This is a genomic window from Mycobacterium neglectum (assembly GCF_002591975.1).
Lineage (GTDB): Bacteria > Actinomycetota > Actinomycetes > Mycobacteriales > Mycobacteriaceae > Mycobacterium > Mycobacterium neglectum.
In genome coordinates, this window is sequence record NZ_NVQE01000002.1 from 215,892 (window position 1) to 232,173 (window position 16,282).

Genomic DNA, 16,282 nt, shown 5'->3' on the forward strand with positions numbered 1-16,282 from the left:
CCAACCTATCGTCTGGACGCCAATTCTAAGAAATCGCCTCAGAGTGGCAGCCGGCGGTTGATCAACAGGCTCGCCACAGCGGCGATCGCAGCCAGCAGGGCCGCGAGCCGCAGCCAGCCGGTGGTGGCCTCGCCGCGGACTGTCTCGTAGCCGATCTGATCCTGGAGCGAGGAGTAGACCTTGTTCAGTTCCTCGATATTGGACGCGGTGTAGGAATCGCCGCCGGAAAGCTGGGCGATCTTCTTCATCATCTGGTCGTCGACGGGCACCGGTACCCGCTCGCCGTTGACCTCCACCTCGCCGTGTTCGGTGCCGAAGGAGATCGTCGAGATCGGGACCCCCTGGTCTTTGGCGGTGCGGGCGGCGGTGAAGGCGCCCTTCGGATTGTCCGGATTCGACGGCACGGTTTCCTTACCGTCGGAGAACAACACGATGCGGGCGGGCGGCGGCGTATCGCCGCCGCCGATGACGGCCCCGACCGTAGAGATCGACGACAACGCGGTGAAAATCGCTTCGCCGGTAGCGGTACGGTCGGCGACCTGCAGGTTGTCGATGGCGCGCCGGCTCGCGTCGCGGTTCGTGGTCGGTGAAACCAGCACCGTCGCGGTGCCGGCATAGGCGATTACTCCCAGGTTGATCCCCGGGGTGAGCTCATCGACGAACTTCTTGGACGCTTCCTTGGCGGCGGTCAACCGGTCGGGTTCCACATCAGTGGCCCGCATCGACTGCGACACGTCGATGGCCAGCATCACGACCGCGCGATTGCGCGGAAGGCGTTGGTCGTAGGTGGGCCCGGCCAGAGCGATCGTGCAGAACAACAACGAGATACCGAGCAGCGCCGCGGGTACGTGCCGCCACACGCTCGGGCGCCGCGGCGCCACGCTGTCGAGAAGCTCGGTGTTGGCGAACTGCTGTAGCCGCCTGCGTCGGGCGACTTGAGCGACGACGTACAGCCCGGCCAGCCCCAGCACGACGAGAACGAAGAACAGGAGCCACCAGATGTGTGAGAACCCCGTGAGCGAGACCGGCCCTAGCAGCGGAATCGTCATATCAGATCGTCATCCCGTCGACTCAGTTCGGCAGACGACGGTTGATGAGCAGCGCCGACAATGCCGCCAGCGCCAGCGCCAGCGCACCGAGCCGTAGCCAGCCGATGCTCGCGTCGCCCTTGATCGTTTCGTAGCCGATCTGCTGCTGCAGGTTCGCATATACGGCACGCAACTGCTCGAGGCTGGACGCGGTGAACGCCTCGCCGCCGGACAGATCGGCGATTTCCTTCAGCATCTCGTCGTCCACTGGCACCGGTTGACGCTGGTCGTTGATCTCGACATATCCGTACGGCGTCCCGAACGAAATCGTCGAGATCGGCACACCTTGGTCCTTGGCGGTGCGCGCGGCGGTGAAGGCGCCCTTCGGATTGTCCGGATTCGACGGCACGGTTTCCTTACCGTCGGAGAACAACACGATGCGCGCCGGTGGCGGTTCGTCGCCGCCGCCGATCACGGCGCCCACGGTGGCGATCGCCTGCAACGCGGTGAAGATGCCCTCACCGGTGGCGGTGCGGTCGGCGAACTGCAACTTGTCGATCGCGGCCTTGGTGGCTTCGCGACCGGTGGTCGGTGAAACCAGCACGGTCGCCGTACCGGCATAGGCGATCAGCCCGAGATTGATGCCAGGGGTCAACTCATCGGCGAACTGTTTGGACGCTTCCTGGGCCGCTGCCATGCGATTCGGCGAGACGTCAGTGGCCCGCATCGACTGCGATACGTCCATCACGAGCATCACCACCGCGCGGTTGCGCGGAATTCGGACGTCGTGTGTCGGGCCGGCCATCGCCACGGTGAGAAGCACCAGCGCGATCACGAGCAGGATCGCGGGCAGGTGCCGCCGCCGTGTCGGACTCTTGGGCGCAACACTCTCCAGCAGTTCCATGTTGGCGAATCGCAGCATCCGCCGGTGCCGGGCAAGCTGAACGAAGATGTAGAGCGCGACTACGCCGAGCACGACCAACAGGAACAGGAAGAACCAAGCGTGCTCGAACCCCGACAGCGTTATCGGACCAAGTAGCGGTAATGTCATGTACGCCTTAGCATTTCAGGTCAAAGATCTCAGGCGCGGCCCGCCAGGGCCAAGCGGCGAGTGGCGACGAACCGGACCACGTCGGCAATCCAGTCCCTGTCGGTGCGCAGCGACAGCAGCGGTGCATCGCAGCGTCGCAGCGTCCGCGCCACCTCGGCTCGATGGGCCGCCGCGGCCTTCGCGAAGTCGTCGCGCAGCTGCGCGTCAATGGTGAACTCACGAGTGCGGCCGGTCTCGGTGTCCTGCAGGATGACGTCGCCGACGGGCGGCAGTTCGACATCGCGCGGATCCAGCACCTCGATGCCGAGCACCTCGTGCCGCCCGGCGATGGCCCGTAACGGGCGCATCCAGTCGATCGGGCCGAGAAAGTCGCTGATGATGACCGCCATCCCGCGCCGGCGTTCGGGTCTGCGCAGGGCGTCGATGGTGGCGGCCAGATCACCGCGGACTCCCGCGGGCGCCTTGGGCATCGTGGCGATGGCCCGCAGCATCTCCTGTTCGTGCATGCGACCAGACAGCGCGGGCACCCGCCGGACGGAGTCGCCGTTGGCGATGATGGCGCCGATCCGGTTACCGCCGCCGCTGTTGAGGAACGTGATCGCCGCGGCCGCCGCCACTGCCAGGTCGCGCTTCTCGCACCCCACGGTCCCGAAGTCCAGGCTCGCCGAGACGTCGACCACCAGCCAGGTCTCCAGTTCACGGTCGGCGATCATCTGGCGTACGTGCGGATGTGTGGTGCGGGCGGTCACCGACCAATCCATCCGACGCACATCGTCGCCAGGCTGGTAGAGCCGCGATTCGCCGGGTTCGGAACCCGGGCCGGGCAGCAAGCCGAGGTGGTCGCCGTGCAGTACGCCGTCGAGCTTGCGGCGCACGGTCAACTCGAGTTTGCGCAGCGCCGCCGTCAGCGCGGGATCACGAATCTCCCCTCGCTTCAGCGACGGCAGATCGACTCGCCTCGTCGGGCCGCCCGTTGTTCGAGTCACCGACCGCTGGCCGCAGCCGCTGCGGCCGGCATCACGGGCGGCACCGAATGGCCTTGCTGCGGAATGGCATTCACCTGCGGAAGACCGACGGTCTGCAGGATCCGGTTGATCACGGTCTCGGCCGAGATCTCGTCGGCCAGCGCGTCATAGGTCAGCACGAGGCGGTGCCGCAGCACATCCGGAATGACCTCGACGACATCCTGCGGAACGACATAGTCACGTCCACGCACCAATGCAAGCGCGCGGGACGCGGCGATGATGCCGAGCGAGGCACGCGGTGAGGCGCCGTAGGCGATCCACGCCTGCGCGTCGGGCATACCGAACTTCTCGGGCTGGCGTGTCGCGGTGACGACGCGCACCACATAGTCCACGAGCGCGTGATGGACGAAGTTGTTGGCCGCGACGTCCTGCAGACGGAGCAGGTCGCCGGGGCCGAGCACCTGCTTGGGCTCCGGCGGCTTCACGCCCATCCGGTAGATGATCTCGCGCTCTTCCTCCGGTGTCGGATAGTCGATGTTGAGCTTGAACAGGAAACGGTCACGCTGCGCCTCGGGGAGCGCGTAGACGCCCTCCTGCTCGATCGGGTTCTGCGTGGCCATCACCAGGAACGGCGCGGGCAGCGGGAACGTCTTGCCGCCGATCGAGATCTTGCGCTCGGCCATGACCTCGAGCAGTGCGGACTGCACCTTGGCGGGCGCGCGGTTGATCTCGTCGGCCAGCAGGAAGTTGACCACCACGGGGCCGAGTTCGATGTCGAACTCCTCCTTGCCCTGGCGATAGATCCGGGTGCCGACGATGTCGGTGGGCACCAGGTCGGGGGTGAACTGGATACGCGCGAAGGTGCCGCCCACGACCTTGGCGAAGGTTTCGACGGCCAGCGTCTTGGCGACGCCCGGCACGCCCTCGAGCAGCACGTGACCCTTGGCGAGCAGGCCCACCAGCATCCGCTCGACGAGCTGGTCCTGGCCGACGATGATCCGCTTGACCTCGAAGATCGCGCGCTCCAGGGTGTGAACCTCCTGCTGGAGGCCCCCATTGTTGGCCGGTGCGGCATGCGTCCCGGCCTGCGCGGGGGGATAACCCTGGGCGGGGCCCTGCCCGGAAGGGGCCTGTCCAGAGAACCCTCCGGCGCCCTGCGGCGACCCACTCGGTGACGTCATCAACGGTCCTCCCACATCGGTATTTGGCCAATCTCCGGCCTCGGCGACACCTTGTCCGCCGCACGCTCGTCGTCAACTATTCCAGGCACTTCGGAATCCGTCGACGTCGCCCGGCCGCGTGCCGCCAACATCAACAGCATTGCTAACAGGAGCTCAGGCTTTGCTCAGGCGTCGCTCAGGTTTCGATAATCCGCGCGACGTACGGCTGCAGGCCCGCGGTCCGCACCTGGCTGACCCCAACCCCGCCCGCGGTGCCCCCGGACTCCAGCATCTTGCCGCCGCCGAGATAGATCGCGACGTGCTGGCTGCCACCCGGACCCCAGAACAGCAGATCGCCGCGCTTGGCCTGGCTCGTCGGCACTTTGCGACCGGTGTCGTACTGATCGCCCGAGTATTTCGGGATCAGCACGCCGACGCCGGCGAATGAGAACTGGGTGAAGCCCGAGCAGTCGTAGCCGACGGTGTTGGCGCCGGAGTCGACGCCGGTGCTCGGGCCTGTTGGCTTGCCGCCGCCCCAGGAATACGGGGTGCCGATCTGGGAGCCGCCGCGTCGGATGACGTACTCGATGGCCTGCGGACCGCGCACCCGGCCGGGTGCCACACCCGCCGAGGGCGGCGGGCCGAACCCGAGGGTGGCCAGGAACTTGCGGCCGAGGTCCATCGTGGCCTCGGTGGCCTGCGCGGTCGCAGCCAGAGACGCGTTGGCGATGGACAGCGGATCGCCCGGCGCGCCAGCGCTGAGAATCTTCGGCAGCGTGGGATCCCACTGGCCGTCGTCAGGGGCGGCGGTCGCGGGCATGGCTGCGCCGATGGCCACCACAACTGCGCCGACCATCATCAAGAGACCGCTGAGGACCCGAAAAAGCTTGGAGTGCAAAGTAATCCTTCTCGTCACCATTCGATGAGACGTGTCGCGTACGGGGTCATGCCGCTGGTGCGGACCGGCGAAACCTTCACGACCGACCCGGTGTAGGGAGCCTCGAGCATCTGGCCGTCGCCGAGGTACAGGGCGACGTGCTGACTGGCGTTGGGGCCCCAGAAGAGCATGTCGCCACGGCGGGCCTGGGCCGACGGGATCTTGCGACCCGCGTTGTACTGCGAACCCGAGTAGTGGTCCAGCTTGATGCCGACGCCGGCGAAGGCATAAAGCATCAGGCCTGAACAGTCGAATCCGACTGTGCCCGAACCGGAATCGATGCCCCGGCTCTTTCCTGCCGCGTTGCCACCGCCCCACGAATAGGGCACGCCCCGTTGCGACATGGCGCGCTGGATCACATACTCGGTGGCCTCCCTGCCGTGTACAGAGGGAATTGCGCCGTTGTTGGTGTAACCGGTCGGCGTGGGCAACAGGCCCAACTTCTGCAGGAAGCTACGCCCGAGATCCTGCGTGACCTGCGCCGAAGTCGACGCGTAACCGAGGATCTGGTTGATGATCGCGATCGGATCACCACTGACGAAGGCGCTGGGGATGGCAGGCAGGAACGGATCCCAGGCCGTGGCCCAGTTACCGGTAGCCGGATCGACCCGCTGTGGCCCGGTGTCCCAGTTGCCAGCGGGATTCGACGGCGCACTCGCCGCGGCGGCCGGCTGGGCCGGAACTCCGCCTGCCGCGGGGCGTGCGGGGGCCGACCACGTGCGCGCCTCGTCCAGCTTGGCTTGCGCGGCAGCACGTTCGGCTGACAGCTTGTCCAGTTCGGTCTGCTGAGCACGGAAGGTCTGCTGCGCCTCGGTCAGCGCCGACACCGCGGTCTGCTGGCTGGCCTCCGCATCGATCACCGCCTGGTCCGCGTTCTGCTTGGCCAACCGCGCGGCCGACTCCTTGTTCACCTGTTCGGTGCGCGCCCGCTGCAGATCACTGATCACCCGTTGGGTGCTGACGGCCAATGCCTCGCCGGTCGTTGCGGTGTTGAGGATGTCGCCCGGGTCGGATGCGGTCAGGTACGAGCTCGAGGGGCCGTTGACATATGTTGCGACAGCGAAGGTGTCGAATCGATCCTGCGCTGCCGCGATCGCGATGTTGGCATCCTTGACGCGCTGCGCGCTGGCGTCGAGCTCGACCTGCGCGGCGGCGGCGGCATCACGTGCGGCCTGCACATCGACGATGGCTTTGTTGACGCCTTCCTGCTTCGCCTGGATTGCAGCGCCCAGATCCTGCAGCTTCTGGTTGACGTTCGCCACTGCCGCGACGAGCGCCCCGATGCTGTCCGGACTGCCGGGTTGTGCACCGCCCAATCCCGGTGTGATGAGCAGCATGCCGGCGGTAAGTGGAATCACGCAGACCCGCGTGCATAGCCGCGAAGCAGAGGCGCTAGAGGTGCGTCTCATTGACATGTCTCCTATGGCTCACGCGAATGCGCAGAAGTCACACAAGTCACATCTGCAACATCAGCTACAGATTGCACCGTACGTCACATCTGACGCCAAAGAAACTTTAGTCACAAACTACAAGTTTGTAATTGCAGATAGCGTTATCCGGCTGTGACATTTGGCTACCGGGAATTGCGCAAAAGCGCAGCGCCACGCGGCTTTTCGAGTGCGCTTAGACGTTCTGGCGTTTGGCGCGATTTTGCAACGTTCGCGTTGCGACGATGGCGGCGACCACTGCTAGTACGACGACAATCGTGAATGTCGTCCAGGGGAAATGTTGGGCGGTCAACTCGCCGACGAAATTCTTCGATCCCTGCACCGAACCACGGCCCTCGGCGACGTCTTGGCCCGCCTCCAGCGTCATCCGGTCATACGTCGTACTGAAGGTTCCCGACTCCGTAGGGCTGAGCACCAACACGGTCGAACCGCCGAACGCCTCCCCTACCTCGGTGGCGACGTCGCGCAGTGGGGTGTCGATCGGCGGGTTGCGATCGACCACCACGATCTTGAGGTCGATGCCCTTCTGCTTGGCCTCGGCGACCACATCGGCCAGGCCGGCGTTCTCCGGGGTATCCGCAGCGCTGACGCCATCGTCCTCGATATCAGCGATGACCAGCTCCATACAGGTGTCGACCGGCGTGGTCGCGGGATCCTTTCCGACCGGCCCGCACACGTCAGACGGGATATAGGTCGGCAGGAACGGCATGACTTTCGGTCCGATCACAGGTGAAACCGTACGTGATGGGTATCCCGACGGGTGGCAGCACGCGCACTTGAGGAGAAGACTGGAGCCACCCCTGGGGTGGTTTACAGGACAAGCGTACTGTTAGAATCAGGAGCGCCGCCGACACAGCCCGTCGCGGCGATATCTAGCCGGGAGTTGATGTGAGCAGCAAAGATTCGGTCAATTCGTTTGGGGCCCGCGACACGCTGAAGGTCGGGGACCAGAGTTACGAGATCTATCGCCTGGACGCAGTGCCCGGCACCGAGAAGCTTCCGTACAGCCTCAAGGTCCTCGCCGAGAATCTGCTGCGCACCGAGGATGGCGCCAACATCACCAAGGGCCACATCGAGGCAATCGCGAAGTGGGACCCGTCGGCCGAACCCAGCGTGGAGATCCAGTTCACCCCTGCCCGGGTGATCATGCAGGACTTCACGGGCGTGCCCTGCATCGTCGACCTCGCCACCATGCGCGAGGCCGTCGGCGAGCTCGGTGGCGACCCGGACCAGGTCAACCCGCTGGCTCCGGCCGACCTGGTGATCGACCACTCGGTGATCGCCGATCTGTTCGGCACCGCCAACGCCTTCGAGCGCAACGTCGAGATCGAGTACCAGCGCAACGGTGAGCGCTATCAGTTCCTGCGCTGGGGCCAGGGCGCGTTCGACGACTTCAAAGTGGTGCCGCCGGGCACCGGCATCGTGCACCAGGTGAACATCGAGTACCTGGCGAGCGTCGTGATGGAACGCAACGGCGTCGCATACCCCGATACCTGCGTGGGCACCGACTCGCACACGACGATGGAAAACGGTCTTGGCGTGCTTGGCTGGGGCGTCGGCGGTATCGAGGCCGAGGCGGCCATGCTGGGCCAACCGGTGTCGATGCTGATCCCGCGGGTCGTCGGCTTCAAGCTCTCCGGTGAGCGCCCTGCCGGTGTCACCGCCACCGATGTCGTGCTCACCGTCACCGAGATGCTGCGCAAGCACGGTGTGGTGGGCAAGTTCGTCGAGTTCTACGGCGAGGGTGTCGCCGAGGTGCCGCTTGCCAACCGCGCGACCCTGGGCAACATGAGTCCCGAATTCGGTTCCACGGCAGCGATTTTCCCGATCGACGATGTCACCATCGACTACCTGCGGATGACCGGGCGCAGCGAGCAGCAGCTGGCGCTGGTCGAGGCATACGCCAAGGAACAGGGCATGTGGCACGACCCGTCGCGCGAGCCCAAGTTCTCGGAGTACATCGAGCTGGACCTTGGCGATGTCGTCGCGTCGATCGCGGGGCCCAAGCGCCCGCAGGACCGCATCGCACTGTCGGACGCGAAGACGGCCTTCCGCAAGGACATTCACAACTACGTCGAGGAGAACCTGCCCGTCGAGCACACCAACGTCGACGAGGCGGTAGACGAGACCTTCCCCGCAAGCGACCCGGTGTCGTTGTCCTACGCCGACGAGGATGCCGTCCTTCCGTCGGTTGCCGTCGGCTCCAACGGCAGGCCGAGCAAGCCGGTCGAGGTCAAATGCGAGGGCCGCGGCGAGTTCGTCCTCGACCACGGCGCGGTGGTGATCGCGGCGATCACGTCGTGCACCAACACGTCGAACCCCGAGGTGATGCTCGGCGCCGCCCTGCTCGCGAAGAACGCTGTCGAGAAGGGCCTGATGTCCAAGCCGTGGGTCAAGACCACGATGGCGCCCGGCTCGCAGGTCGTCACCGACTATTACGAAAAGGCCGCGCTGTGGCCTTATCTGGAGAAGCTGGGCTTCTACCTGGTCGGCTACGGCTGCACGACCTGCATCGGCAACTCCGGCCCGCTGCCCGAGGAGATCAGCAAGGCCATCAACGACTGCGACCTCTCGGCCGCGGCGGTGCTGTCGGGCAACCGTAACTTCGAGGGCCGGATCAATCCCGACGTGAAGATGAACTATCTCGCGTCGCCGCCGCTGGTCATCGCCTACGCGCTTGCCGGGACCATGGACTTCGACTTCGAGAACGATCCGCTCGGCAAGGACGAGGACGGAAACGACGTCTTCCTGAAGGACATCTGGCCGTCGCAGCAGGACATCAACGACACCATCGCATCGGCGATCAACACGGAGATGTTCGTCGAGAACTACGCAGACGTGTTCAAGGGTGACGAGCGCTGGCGCAACCTGCCCACGCCCGAGGGCAACACCTTTGAGTGGGACGCGAATTCGACGTACGTGCGCAAGCCACCGTACTTCGACGGGATGCCCGCCGAGCCCGAGGCGGTGACCGATATCAGCGGCGCACGGGTGCTTGCGCTGCTTGGCGATTCGGTGACCACCGACCACATCTCCCCCGCGGGCAATATCAAAGCGGGCACGCCGGCCGCGCAGTATCTCGACGAGCACGGTGTGGATAAGGCCGACTACAACTCCTACGGTTCGCGTCGAGGCAACCACGAGGTGATGATCCGCGGGACGTTCGCGAACATCCGGCTGCGTAATCAGCTGCTCGACGACGTGTCGGGCGGATATACCCGCGACTTCACCAACGGCGGAGAGCAGGCGTTCATCTATGACGCCGCGCAGAACTATGCCGAAAAGGGCATTCCGCTGGTCGTGCTGGGCGGTAAGGAGTACGGGTCTGGGTCCTCGCGTGACTGGGCGGCCAAGGGCACCAGCCTGCTGGGCGTGCGCGCGGTCATCACTGAATCGTTCGAGCGCATCCACCGCTCGAACCTGATCGGCATGGGTGTCATCCCGCTGCAGTTCCCGGAGGGTGAATCGGCGGCGTCGCTGAAGCTCGACGGCACCGAGACGTTCGACATCACCGGCATCGAGGCCCTCAACGACGGCAAGACGCCGAAGACAGTGAAGGTCAAGGCCACCAAGAACAATCGGGCGGGTGGCTCTGGCGACGTCGTCGAATTCGACGCGGTCGTGCGCATCGACACGCCTGGCGAGGCGGACTACTACCGCAACGGTGGCATCTTGCAGTACGTCCTGCGCAACATGCTGCGGTCGTAAACAAATGCCCCGGGTCACCGATGACCATTTGGCGGCGCGCCGCCGTCAGATTCTTGACGGTGCCCGCCGATGTTTCGCGGAGTACGGCTACGACAAGGCGACCGTGCGGCGACTCGAGCAGACCATCGGGTTGTCGCGCGGCGCCATCTTTCACCACTTCCGCGACAAGGACACGTTGTTCTTCGAGTTAGCGCGCGAGGACGCTGAACGAATGGCGGACGTGGCTTCGCGCGAGGGTCTCGTCCAGGTGATGCGGGACATGCTGGCGGCGCCGGAACAGTTCGACTGGTTGGCGACGCGGTTGGAAATCGCCCGCAAGTTGCGCAACGACCCCGAGTTTCACCGAGGGTGGCTGGAGCGCTCAGCCGAGCTGTCGGCGGCCACCACCGCGAGGCTGCGCCGCCAGAAGCAGGCCGGCCGACTTCGCGACGACGTGCCCAGCGCGGTGCTGCAGACCTATCTCGATCTCGTACTCGACGGCTTGGTTGCCCGGCTGGCTTCGGGCGACGATCCCGAAAAGCTCAGTGGCGTACTGGACCTGGTCGAAGCGTCGCTGCGCCAAGCCTGAGGCACAGCCGGAGAATCAGGCGTAGTGCCTCCGGCTGCGGTGGTTCGGACCCCCGCGGCTGCGCATTGTAGTCCCCGATTCACGCAGCATGCTGTGAATCGAACCGTATGAGCGACCCGTCGACGCTACGAGCGTCCGGATACTCGCGCCGCCTTCATAGGCGCTCTTCAGCTCGGTGAGAAATTCATCTCGGGCCTTCGTCAGTTTTTTCATCGGCAGCTCCCCACGCGTTTGATTCCCCGACGGATACCCAGCCTAGGAAGCGCTTACACCAGCGGTGAGAAATTCGAAGAAATGGTTTGCTGAACCGAGTCAGGCGAGCTCGATGAGATCCCGGTAGTCGTCGGACCAGAAGTCCTCCGTGCCGTCGGGCAGCAGCACCACGCGCTGCGGATTCAGCGCCTCGGCCGCCCCCGGATCGTGGGTGACCAGCACGACCGCACCCAGGTAGCTTCGCAGCGCATCGAGAACCTGCTCGCGCGACGCGGGATCGAGGTTGTTGGTCGGCTCGTCGAGCAACAACACGTTGGCCGTCGACGCGACGAGGCCGGCCAGCGCGAGCCGCGTCTTCTCGCCACCGGACAGTGTTCCCGCGGGCTGTTCGAGCTGCGGACCGCTGAACATGAACGCGCCCAACAGACCCCGCAGATCCTGCTCACCGGTGTCGGGTGCGGCGTGGCGAATGTTCTCCCAGACCGTCGCGCGGTCGTCGAGCGTGTCGTGTTCCTGCGCGAAGTATCCGAGCTTCATTCCGTGACCCGGCTCCAGCGATCCCGCATCCGCGGTTTCCGCGCCCGCCAGCAGACGCAGCAGCGTCGTCTTTCCTGCACCGTTCAGACCGAGCACCACGACGCGCGACCCGCGGTCGATGGCGAGGTCCACACCGGTGAACACCTCGAGCGAGCCATAGTTCTTCGTCAGCCCCTTGGCGACCAGCGGGACACGGCCGCACGCAGCCGGCGTCGGGAATTTGATCCGCGCCACCTTGTCGGCCACTCGCTCTTCGTCGAGCGCCGCCATCATCCGGTCGGCGCGGCGCAACATATTCTGTGCGGCAACGGCTTTGGTCGCTTTGGCCCCCATCTTCTCGGCTTGGGTCCGTAGGGCGCCCGCCTTGCGCTCAGCATTGGCGCGCTCACGGCGGCGACGCTGTTCGTCGGTGGCGCGGGCGTCGAGGTACTTCTGCCACCCCATGTTGTAGACGTCGGCCTCGCCACGCACCGCGTCGAGGAACCACACGCGGTTGACCACGTCGGCGAGCAGATCGACATTGTGGCTGATGACGATGAGTCCACCCTTGTGCTGCTGGAGGAATTCGCGCAGCCAGCCGACCGAGTCGGCGTCGAGGTGGTTGGTCGGCTCGTCGAGCAGCAGTGTGGTCGAGGAGCCCGAACCGGATTCGGACGCGGCGAACAGGATTCGCGAGAGCTCCACTCGACGACGCTGTCCACCGGACAGCGTCCGCAGTGGCTGCGTCAGAACACGTTCTGCCAGGCCGAGACTCGCGCAGATACGGCCGGCCTCACTCTCGGCCGCATAGCCGCCGAGCGCGGCGAACCGCTCCTCGAGCTGGCCGTAGCGCCGCACTGCCTTGTCCCGGGCCGCGTCATCGGCGACCTCGGCCATCAACGCCTGCTGCTTTTCCAGATCCGCGAGCAGCGAGTCGAGACCCCGCGCCGAAAGCACCCGGTCCCTGGCGAGCACATCGAGATCACCCTCCCTGGGATCCTGTGGCAGGTAACCGACGTCGCCCGTGCGCGTGACGATGCCCGCGTAGGGTTCGCCCTCCCCCGCGAGGATGCGCATGGTGGTGGTCTTGCCTGCACCGTTGCGGCCGACCAGACCGATCCGGTCGCCGGGCTGCACCCGCAACGCGGCACCTTCGGTCGAGAGCAGTGTGCGCGCGCCGGCGCGGACCTCCAGGTCCGTTGCGGTGATCACGCTGCACTCTCCCTAATGCTCAATGCTTACTTGTCGTCGCAGGCCGTCGACTCTCCCCCTGGCCTTCGGCCGGGAGGTGCCCCCACGCGCTAGCGCTCGTCGGTGAAGACCGGGGCCCGCTTCTCCGCGCGCGCTGCAACCGCTTCTTCGAAATTGGCGGTGAGCAATCGGACGAAGAGTTGTCCTAGGCCTTCGGCCTGCATGTGTGCCTCCAGGCTACCGGCGTCAAGTCCACTCCAAAGTGTGCGCTTGGTCAACTCGATTCCCGGTCGCGAGAACGCCGCGATCCCCTCGGCCATGTCGTAACACGTCTCGAGCAGATCGACCTCGGGCACGAAGCGCGACACCAGACCGATGCGCTGGGCTTCGTCGGCGTCCACGTCGCGGCCGGTCAGCATCAGTTCGAAGGCCCGCGAAGTCCCGATCGCGCGGGGCAGCAGATAGGACAGACCGAGCTCGCTGGCCGTCAGCCCGTTGTTGATGCCCGCCGCGCGAAAGTATGCCCCAGCTGCGGCGACGCGGATATCGCACGCCAATGCCAAGCACAGGCCGCCGCCGATCGCCGCGCCGTTGACCGCGGCGATGACCGGCTGGTGCATCTTGCGCAATGCGAGGATGACGTCGTCGAGCACCTCCATCGACCGCAGCGCGAAGCTGGGGCGCGTCAGCCCGTCGATGTGCGGTACCGAACCGGCCGACTTGTGGTCGGCGCCAGACGAGAACCCACGCCCCGCGCCTGTGAGCACGATCACGCGAACCGAGTTGTCGTAGTTCAGCTCGTCGAGGACCTTCTTGAGCGGAACCATGACGTCGAACGCCATCGAATTCATTCGCTCCGGACGGTTCAACGTCACCAGCGCCACGCCTGCGCGTGGGCGGTCGACTAGGACGAATTGTTCTTCTACAGGACCTGAGGGTTCGCTCACGGATTGCACGCTATCGCGTGCGAACCGTTACTCCGGCTGCCCGTTGTCCTGCGCGGCCATCGCTGCGTCGACGTCGAACTCCTTGACCTTCTGAACCAGGTCTTCCAGGGCGGCGGGCGGCAGCGCTCCGGCCTGGTTGAACACCAGCTTGCCCTTCTTGAACACCATCAGCGTCGGAATGGAGCGGATGTCGGCAGCGGCAGCGAGATCCTGCTCCGCCTCGGTGTCGACTTTTGCGAAGACGACGTCGGGATGCTGCTCAGAGGATGCGGCAAACGTCGGCGCGAATGCCTTACACGGGCCGCACCACGACGCCCAAAAATCCACCAGCACGATGTCGTTCTCCGTGATGGTCTCGTTGAAATGTTCGGCGGTGATGTCCTTGGTAGCCACGTCTCTCCTAACGTCAGGCTCAGGTCGTCTGTTCCCGGTATGTGGTCAGGGCAAAACCGAAGTCAGCCGAAATCCTTGAACGCGTCGAGCAGACGCTGCCGGAAGGCCGGATCGAGTTCGTCGTCGCGGATCTGGCCGACGGTGCGCACGGTCTGATGGAATTGCTGGAGGTAGTTCGCACAGCCGTCGCATTCGAGCAGGTGCTGGTCGAAGCGGGTTCGGGTGTCCGGATCGAGCGCACCGTCGAGGTATGCCGTCACCAGCTCCACGAGTTGATTGCAGTCCATCGAGTAGCTGGTCACGATGCCGCCTCCGTCAGATAGTCCTCGAGTACCTCCCGGACCGCGGCCCTGCCGCGGTGCAACAGCACCCGCTGATTGGCTGTGCTGATGTCGAGGAGCTCGCATACCTCCGCCGAGTCGAACCCGAGCATGTCGCGCAGCGAGACGACGATCCGCTGCCGCTCGGGCAGCTTGTCGAGTTCCCGGCGGGCCACGCCGACGAGCTCATCGCTCAGTAGAGAACCCTCGGGGGTCTCGGGAAACGCCGACGGCACATCGTCGGGCCTCCAGTGACCGGGATACGGGTCGTCGCCGCCGCGGAACCGTGCCGGGTCCACCGTGCCGCCGGTGTACGCCGCGATCGCCGCATCGGAATCGCGCCGTTCCTTCACACCGCGCGCCTTGGCGATATTGATCATCACGGTGAAAAGCCACGTCCGCAGCGATGATCGACTCTCGAACCTGTCGATCCCCTTGATCAATGCGATCCATGTCTCCTGGACCACCTCTTCGGCGATCTCGTGGCTGGGCACGTACCCGCGGGCGACACGCAGCATCGACGGGGTGTGCCGATCGAGCAGCTGCGCGAACGCCGTTTGGTCACCGTCGCGTAGTGCGGCGATCAGCCCGGATTCGTCGACTGCAGCGGTCACTGCTGCTTCGACAACTCTCGGCGGCCGCGTTCGAAGAAGTCCGCGATGCGTGTGGCGAGACCGTCGACGTCGGTGGCGCGGTCCAACGGGTAGAGCGCCCCGAACGGCGCGTTCCAGAACTCGCCGGTGGGCACCGACCACGGGCCGACATACGCATACGGCATGGGGTGCTGTTCGTCACCAGCGGATACGCCGTAATTGACTTCATCCTCGGTCACCGCGACGTCGAAGTGTTCGGGCCACAGCACCGGATGACATTCGGGCAGAAAGCTCTTCAATGCGTACCCGCCCGCGTAGTGGCTGCGGTTCACCAACTCGGCCGCTTCCGCGTTGAGCCTCAAGTCGGTGTTGGGCGGCAGCGGGTCGACGATCGTGTAAACCCCCTCGGGTGGGCCCGCGACGATGCCGGCGGCCTCGGCGATCGAACTCAACGGACCCTCCAAGGGCACCGCATCGTTCGGCAGAACCAGCTCGGTGCCATGTACCGCGACGGGGATGGTCACCGCGGCGAAACCATCGGGCCGGACAGCCAGCCGGATCGTCCCCGACGAGCGGTACTGCGGGCCGGCTATCAGACTTTCGGCCACCCCGCGCAGCTGGCGCCGGGTCCCGACATACTTCGCCTCGAAGGTCACACTGACTGAGTTACCAGATAGCGCCGGGCGTTACAGAGCCTTTCGAGCCAATGTCGCGGTCCGGTCGGCGTTGGCCAACAGCTGCGCCTGGTGTTTCGGCATCCAGAACACCTCGACGGCGAGGGCCACCAGATAGATGCCCGACGCCACGGTGTTCCCCCACGAGCCGTAGACCGAGTCCCACACCGCCGTGCCCGCCGCGACGACGAGGACGAAGATGAGCAGCCAACGCAACCACCGCCCCTTCTCCGCGGCGGCATGCAGGCCGCGGCTGTAATCAATGGCCGACGTGGCCAGTCGATGGTCATCGACGGGCTCGCCCCGGCGAACGGCTCGAGCCACTGACACGCGCTCCCGGCCGGAGAGGTCGCCGGCGTCCGGCCAGTACCGCGCCATACGCCGGGCCATCCAGATCCCGTAGAACGTGCCGACGATGACGAGCACGATCACCCCGGAAATCCAGAAGCCCGAGTCAAGCCATGCCAATGCACCCGCGCAGAGCCCGACGGCACCGCCGACTGTCAGTGCCCGGAGCGCGAATCCACCACGCCACACCACCGCGGGAATCGTGACCACGCGACATAGTGT

The 16,282-nt window shown here is 65.6% G+C and carries 17 protein-coding genes; 2 read left to right on the plus strand and 15 right to left on the minus strand.

The genetic code is table 11. The features are described 5' to 3' along the window. Positions 1-38: 38 nt before the first annotated feature. The 7 genes from CSQ99_RS03020 to CSQ99_RS03050 all read right to left on the minus strand — a co-directional run bounded on the left by CSQ99_RS03020 (position 39) and on the right by CSQ99_RS03050 (position 7,316). Positions 39-1,049, minus strand: coding sequence for a VWA domain-containing protein (locus tag CSQ99_RS03020; protein WP_099037553.1), 1,011 nt, complete (start codon positions 1,047-1,049; stop codon positions 39-41). A gap of 22 nt (positions 1,050-1,071) precedes the next feature. Then, the gene (locus CSQ99_RS03025; protein ID WP_099037554.1) at positions 1,072-2,079 is read right to left on the minus strand and encodes a VWA domain-containing protein; all 1,008 of its coding nucleotides are present in this window, start codon (positions 2,077-2,079) and stop codon (positions 1,072-1,074) included. A 29-nt stretch (positions 2,080-2,108) separates the two neighbouring features. Beyond that, positions 2,109-3,026: a DUF58 domain-containing protein gene (locus CSQ99_RS03030; RefSeq protein ID WP_176560852.1), complete on the minus strand. Its 918-nt coding sequence runs from the start codon at positions 3,024-3,026 to the stop codon at positions 2,109-2,111. Between the two features lie 35 nt (positions 3,027-3,061). Continuing rightward, complete coding sequence (gene moxR1 / locus CSQ99_RS03035; protein WP_099037556.1) at positions 3,062-4,225, minus strand: chaperone MoxR1; 1,164 nt, start codon at positions 4,223-4,225, stop codon at positions 3,062-3,064. Between the two features lie 175 nt (positions 4,226-4,400). Continuing rightward, a complete protein-coding gene (ripB, locus tag CSQ99_RS03040) occupies positions 4,401-5,063 on the minus strand; it encodes an NlpC/P60 family peptidoglycan endopeptidase RipB (RefSeq protein ID WP_141562646.1) in 663 nt (220 codons plus the stop codon). A 53-nt stretch (positions 5,064-5,116) separates the two neighbouring features. Then, positions 5,117-6,550: an NlpC/P60 family peptidoglycan endopeptidase RipA gene (gene ripA, locus CSQ99_RS03045; protein WP_099037557.1), complete on the minus strand. Its 1,434-nt coding sequence runs from the start codon at positions 6,548-6,550 to the stop codon at positions 5,117-5,119. Between the two features lie 214 nt (positions 6,551-6,764). Further along, positions 6,765-7,316, minus strand: coding sequence for an Rv1476 family membrane protein (locus CSQ99_RS03050; protein WP_245908640.1), 552 nt, complete (start codon positions 7,314-7,316; stop codon positions 6,765-6,767). A gap of 161 nt (positions 7,317-7,477) precedes the next feature. On the opposite strand from CSQ99_RS03050, the gene acnA reads away from it, so the two are divergent. Then, the gene (gene acnA / locus CSQ99_RS03055; protein WP_099037558.1) at positions 7,478-10,297 is read left to right on the plus strand and encodes an aconitate hydratase AcnA; all 2,820 of its coding nucleotides are present in this window, start codon (positions 7,478-7,480) and stop codon (positions 10,295-10,297) included. Between the two features lie 4 nt (positions 10,298-10,301). Continuing rightward, entirely contained in the window at positions 10,302-10,865 is a 564-nt protein-coding gene (locus CSQ99_RS03060; RefSeq protein ID WP_099037559.1) for a TetR/AcrR family transcriptional regulator, read from the plus strand. Between the two features lie 15 nt (positions 10,866-10,880). Here the strand turns inward: CSQ99_RS03060 and CSQ99_RS03065 are convergent, their stop codons facing one another. The 8 genes from CSQ99_RS03065 to CSQ99_RS03100 all read right to left on the minus strand — a co-directional run bounded on the left by CSQ99_RS03065 (position 10,881) and on the right by CSQ99_RS03100 (position 16,270). Beyond that, on the minus strand, positions 10,881-11,078 hold the full coding sequence (locus CSQ99_RS03065) for a helix-turn-helix domain-containing protein (protein ID WP_099037560.1): 198 nt from the start codon (positions 11,076-11,078) through the stop codon (positions 10,881-10,883). A gap of 99 nt (positions 11,079-11,177) precedes the next feature. Further along, positions 11,178-12,806, minus strand: a complete 1,629-nt coding sequence (locus tag CSQ99_RS03070; protein WP_099037561.1) for an ABC-F family ATP-binding cassette domain-containing protein — start codon at positions 12,804-12,806, stop codon at positions 11,178-11,180. A gap of 89 nt (positions 12,807-12,895) precedes the next feature. Beyond that, positions 12,896-13,741 (minus strand): enoyl-CoA hydratase, encoded by an 846-nt coding sequence (locus CSQ99_RS03075; RefSeq protein ID WP_099037562.1) that lies wholly within the window; start codon positions 13,739-13,741, stop codon positions 12,896-12,898. Between the two features lie 18 nt (positions 13,742-13,759). After that, complete coding sequence (gene trxA, locus CSQ99_RS03080; protein ID WP_099037563.1) at positions 13,760-14,125, minus strand: thioredoxin; 366 nt, start codon at positions 14,123-14,125, stop codon at positions 13,760-13,762. Positions 14,126-14,187: 62 nt separating this feature from the next. Next, the gene (locus CSQ99_RS03085) at positions 14,188-14,412 is read right to left on the minus strand and encodes an anti-sigma factor family protein (RefSeq protein ID WP_099037625.1); all 225 of its coding nucleotides are present in this window, start codon (positions 14,410-14,412) and stop codon (positions 14,188-14,190) included. Between the two features lie 11 nt (positions 14,413-14,423). After that, a complete protein-coding gene (locus CSQ99_RS03090) occupies positions 14,424-15,059 on the minus strand; it encodes an RNA polymerase sigma factor (RefSeq protein ID WP_099037564.1) in 636 nt (211 codons plus the stop codon). Continuing rightward, positions 15,056-15,694 carry a hypothetical protein gene (locus CSQ99_RS03095; protein WP_099037565.1) on the minus strand — a complete coding sequence of 213 codons (639 nt, stop codon included), beginning with the start codon at positions 15,692-15,694 and terminating at the stop codon, positions 15,056-15,058. The genes CSQ99_RS03090 and CSQ99_RS03095 overlap by 4 nt, the downstream gene beginning before the upstream one ends. 30 nt (positions 15,695-15,724) lie before the next feature. Further along, positions 15,725-16,270, minus strand: a complete 546-nt coding sequence (locus CSQ99_RS03100; protein WP_099037566.1) for a hypothetical protein — start codon at positions 16,268-16,270, stop codon at positions 15,725-15,727. Positions 16,271-16,282 lie beyond the last annotated feature (12 nt).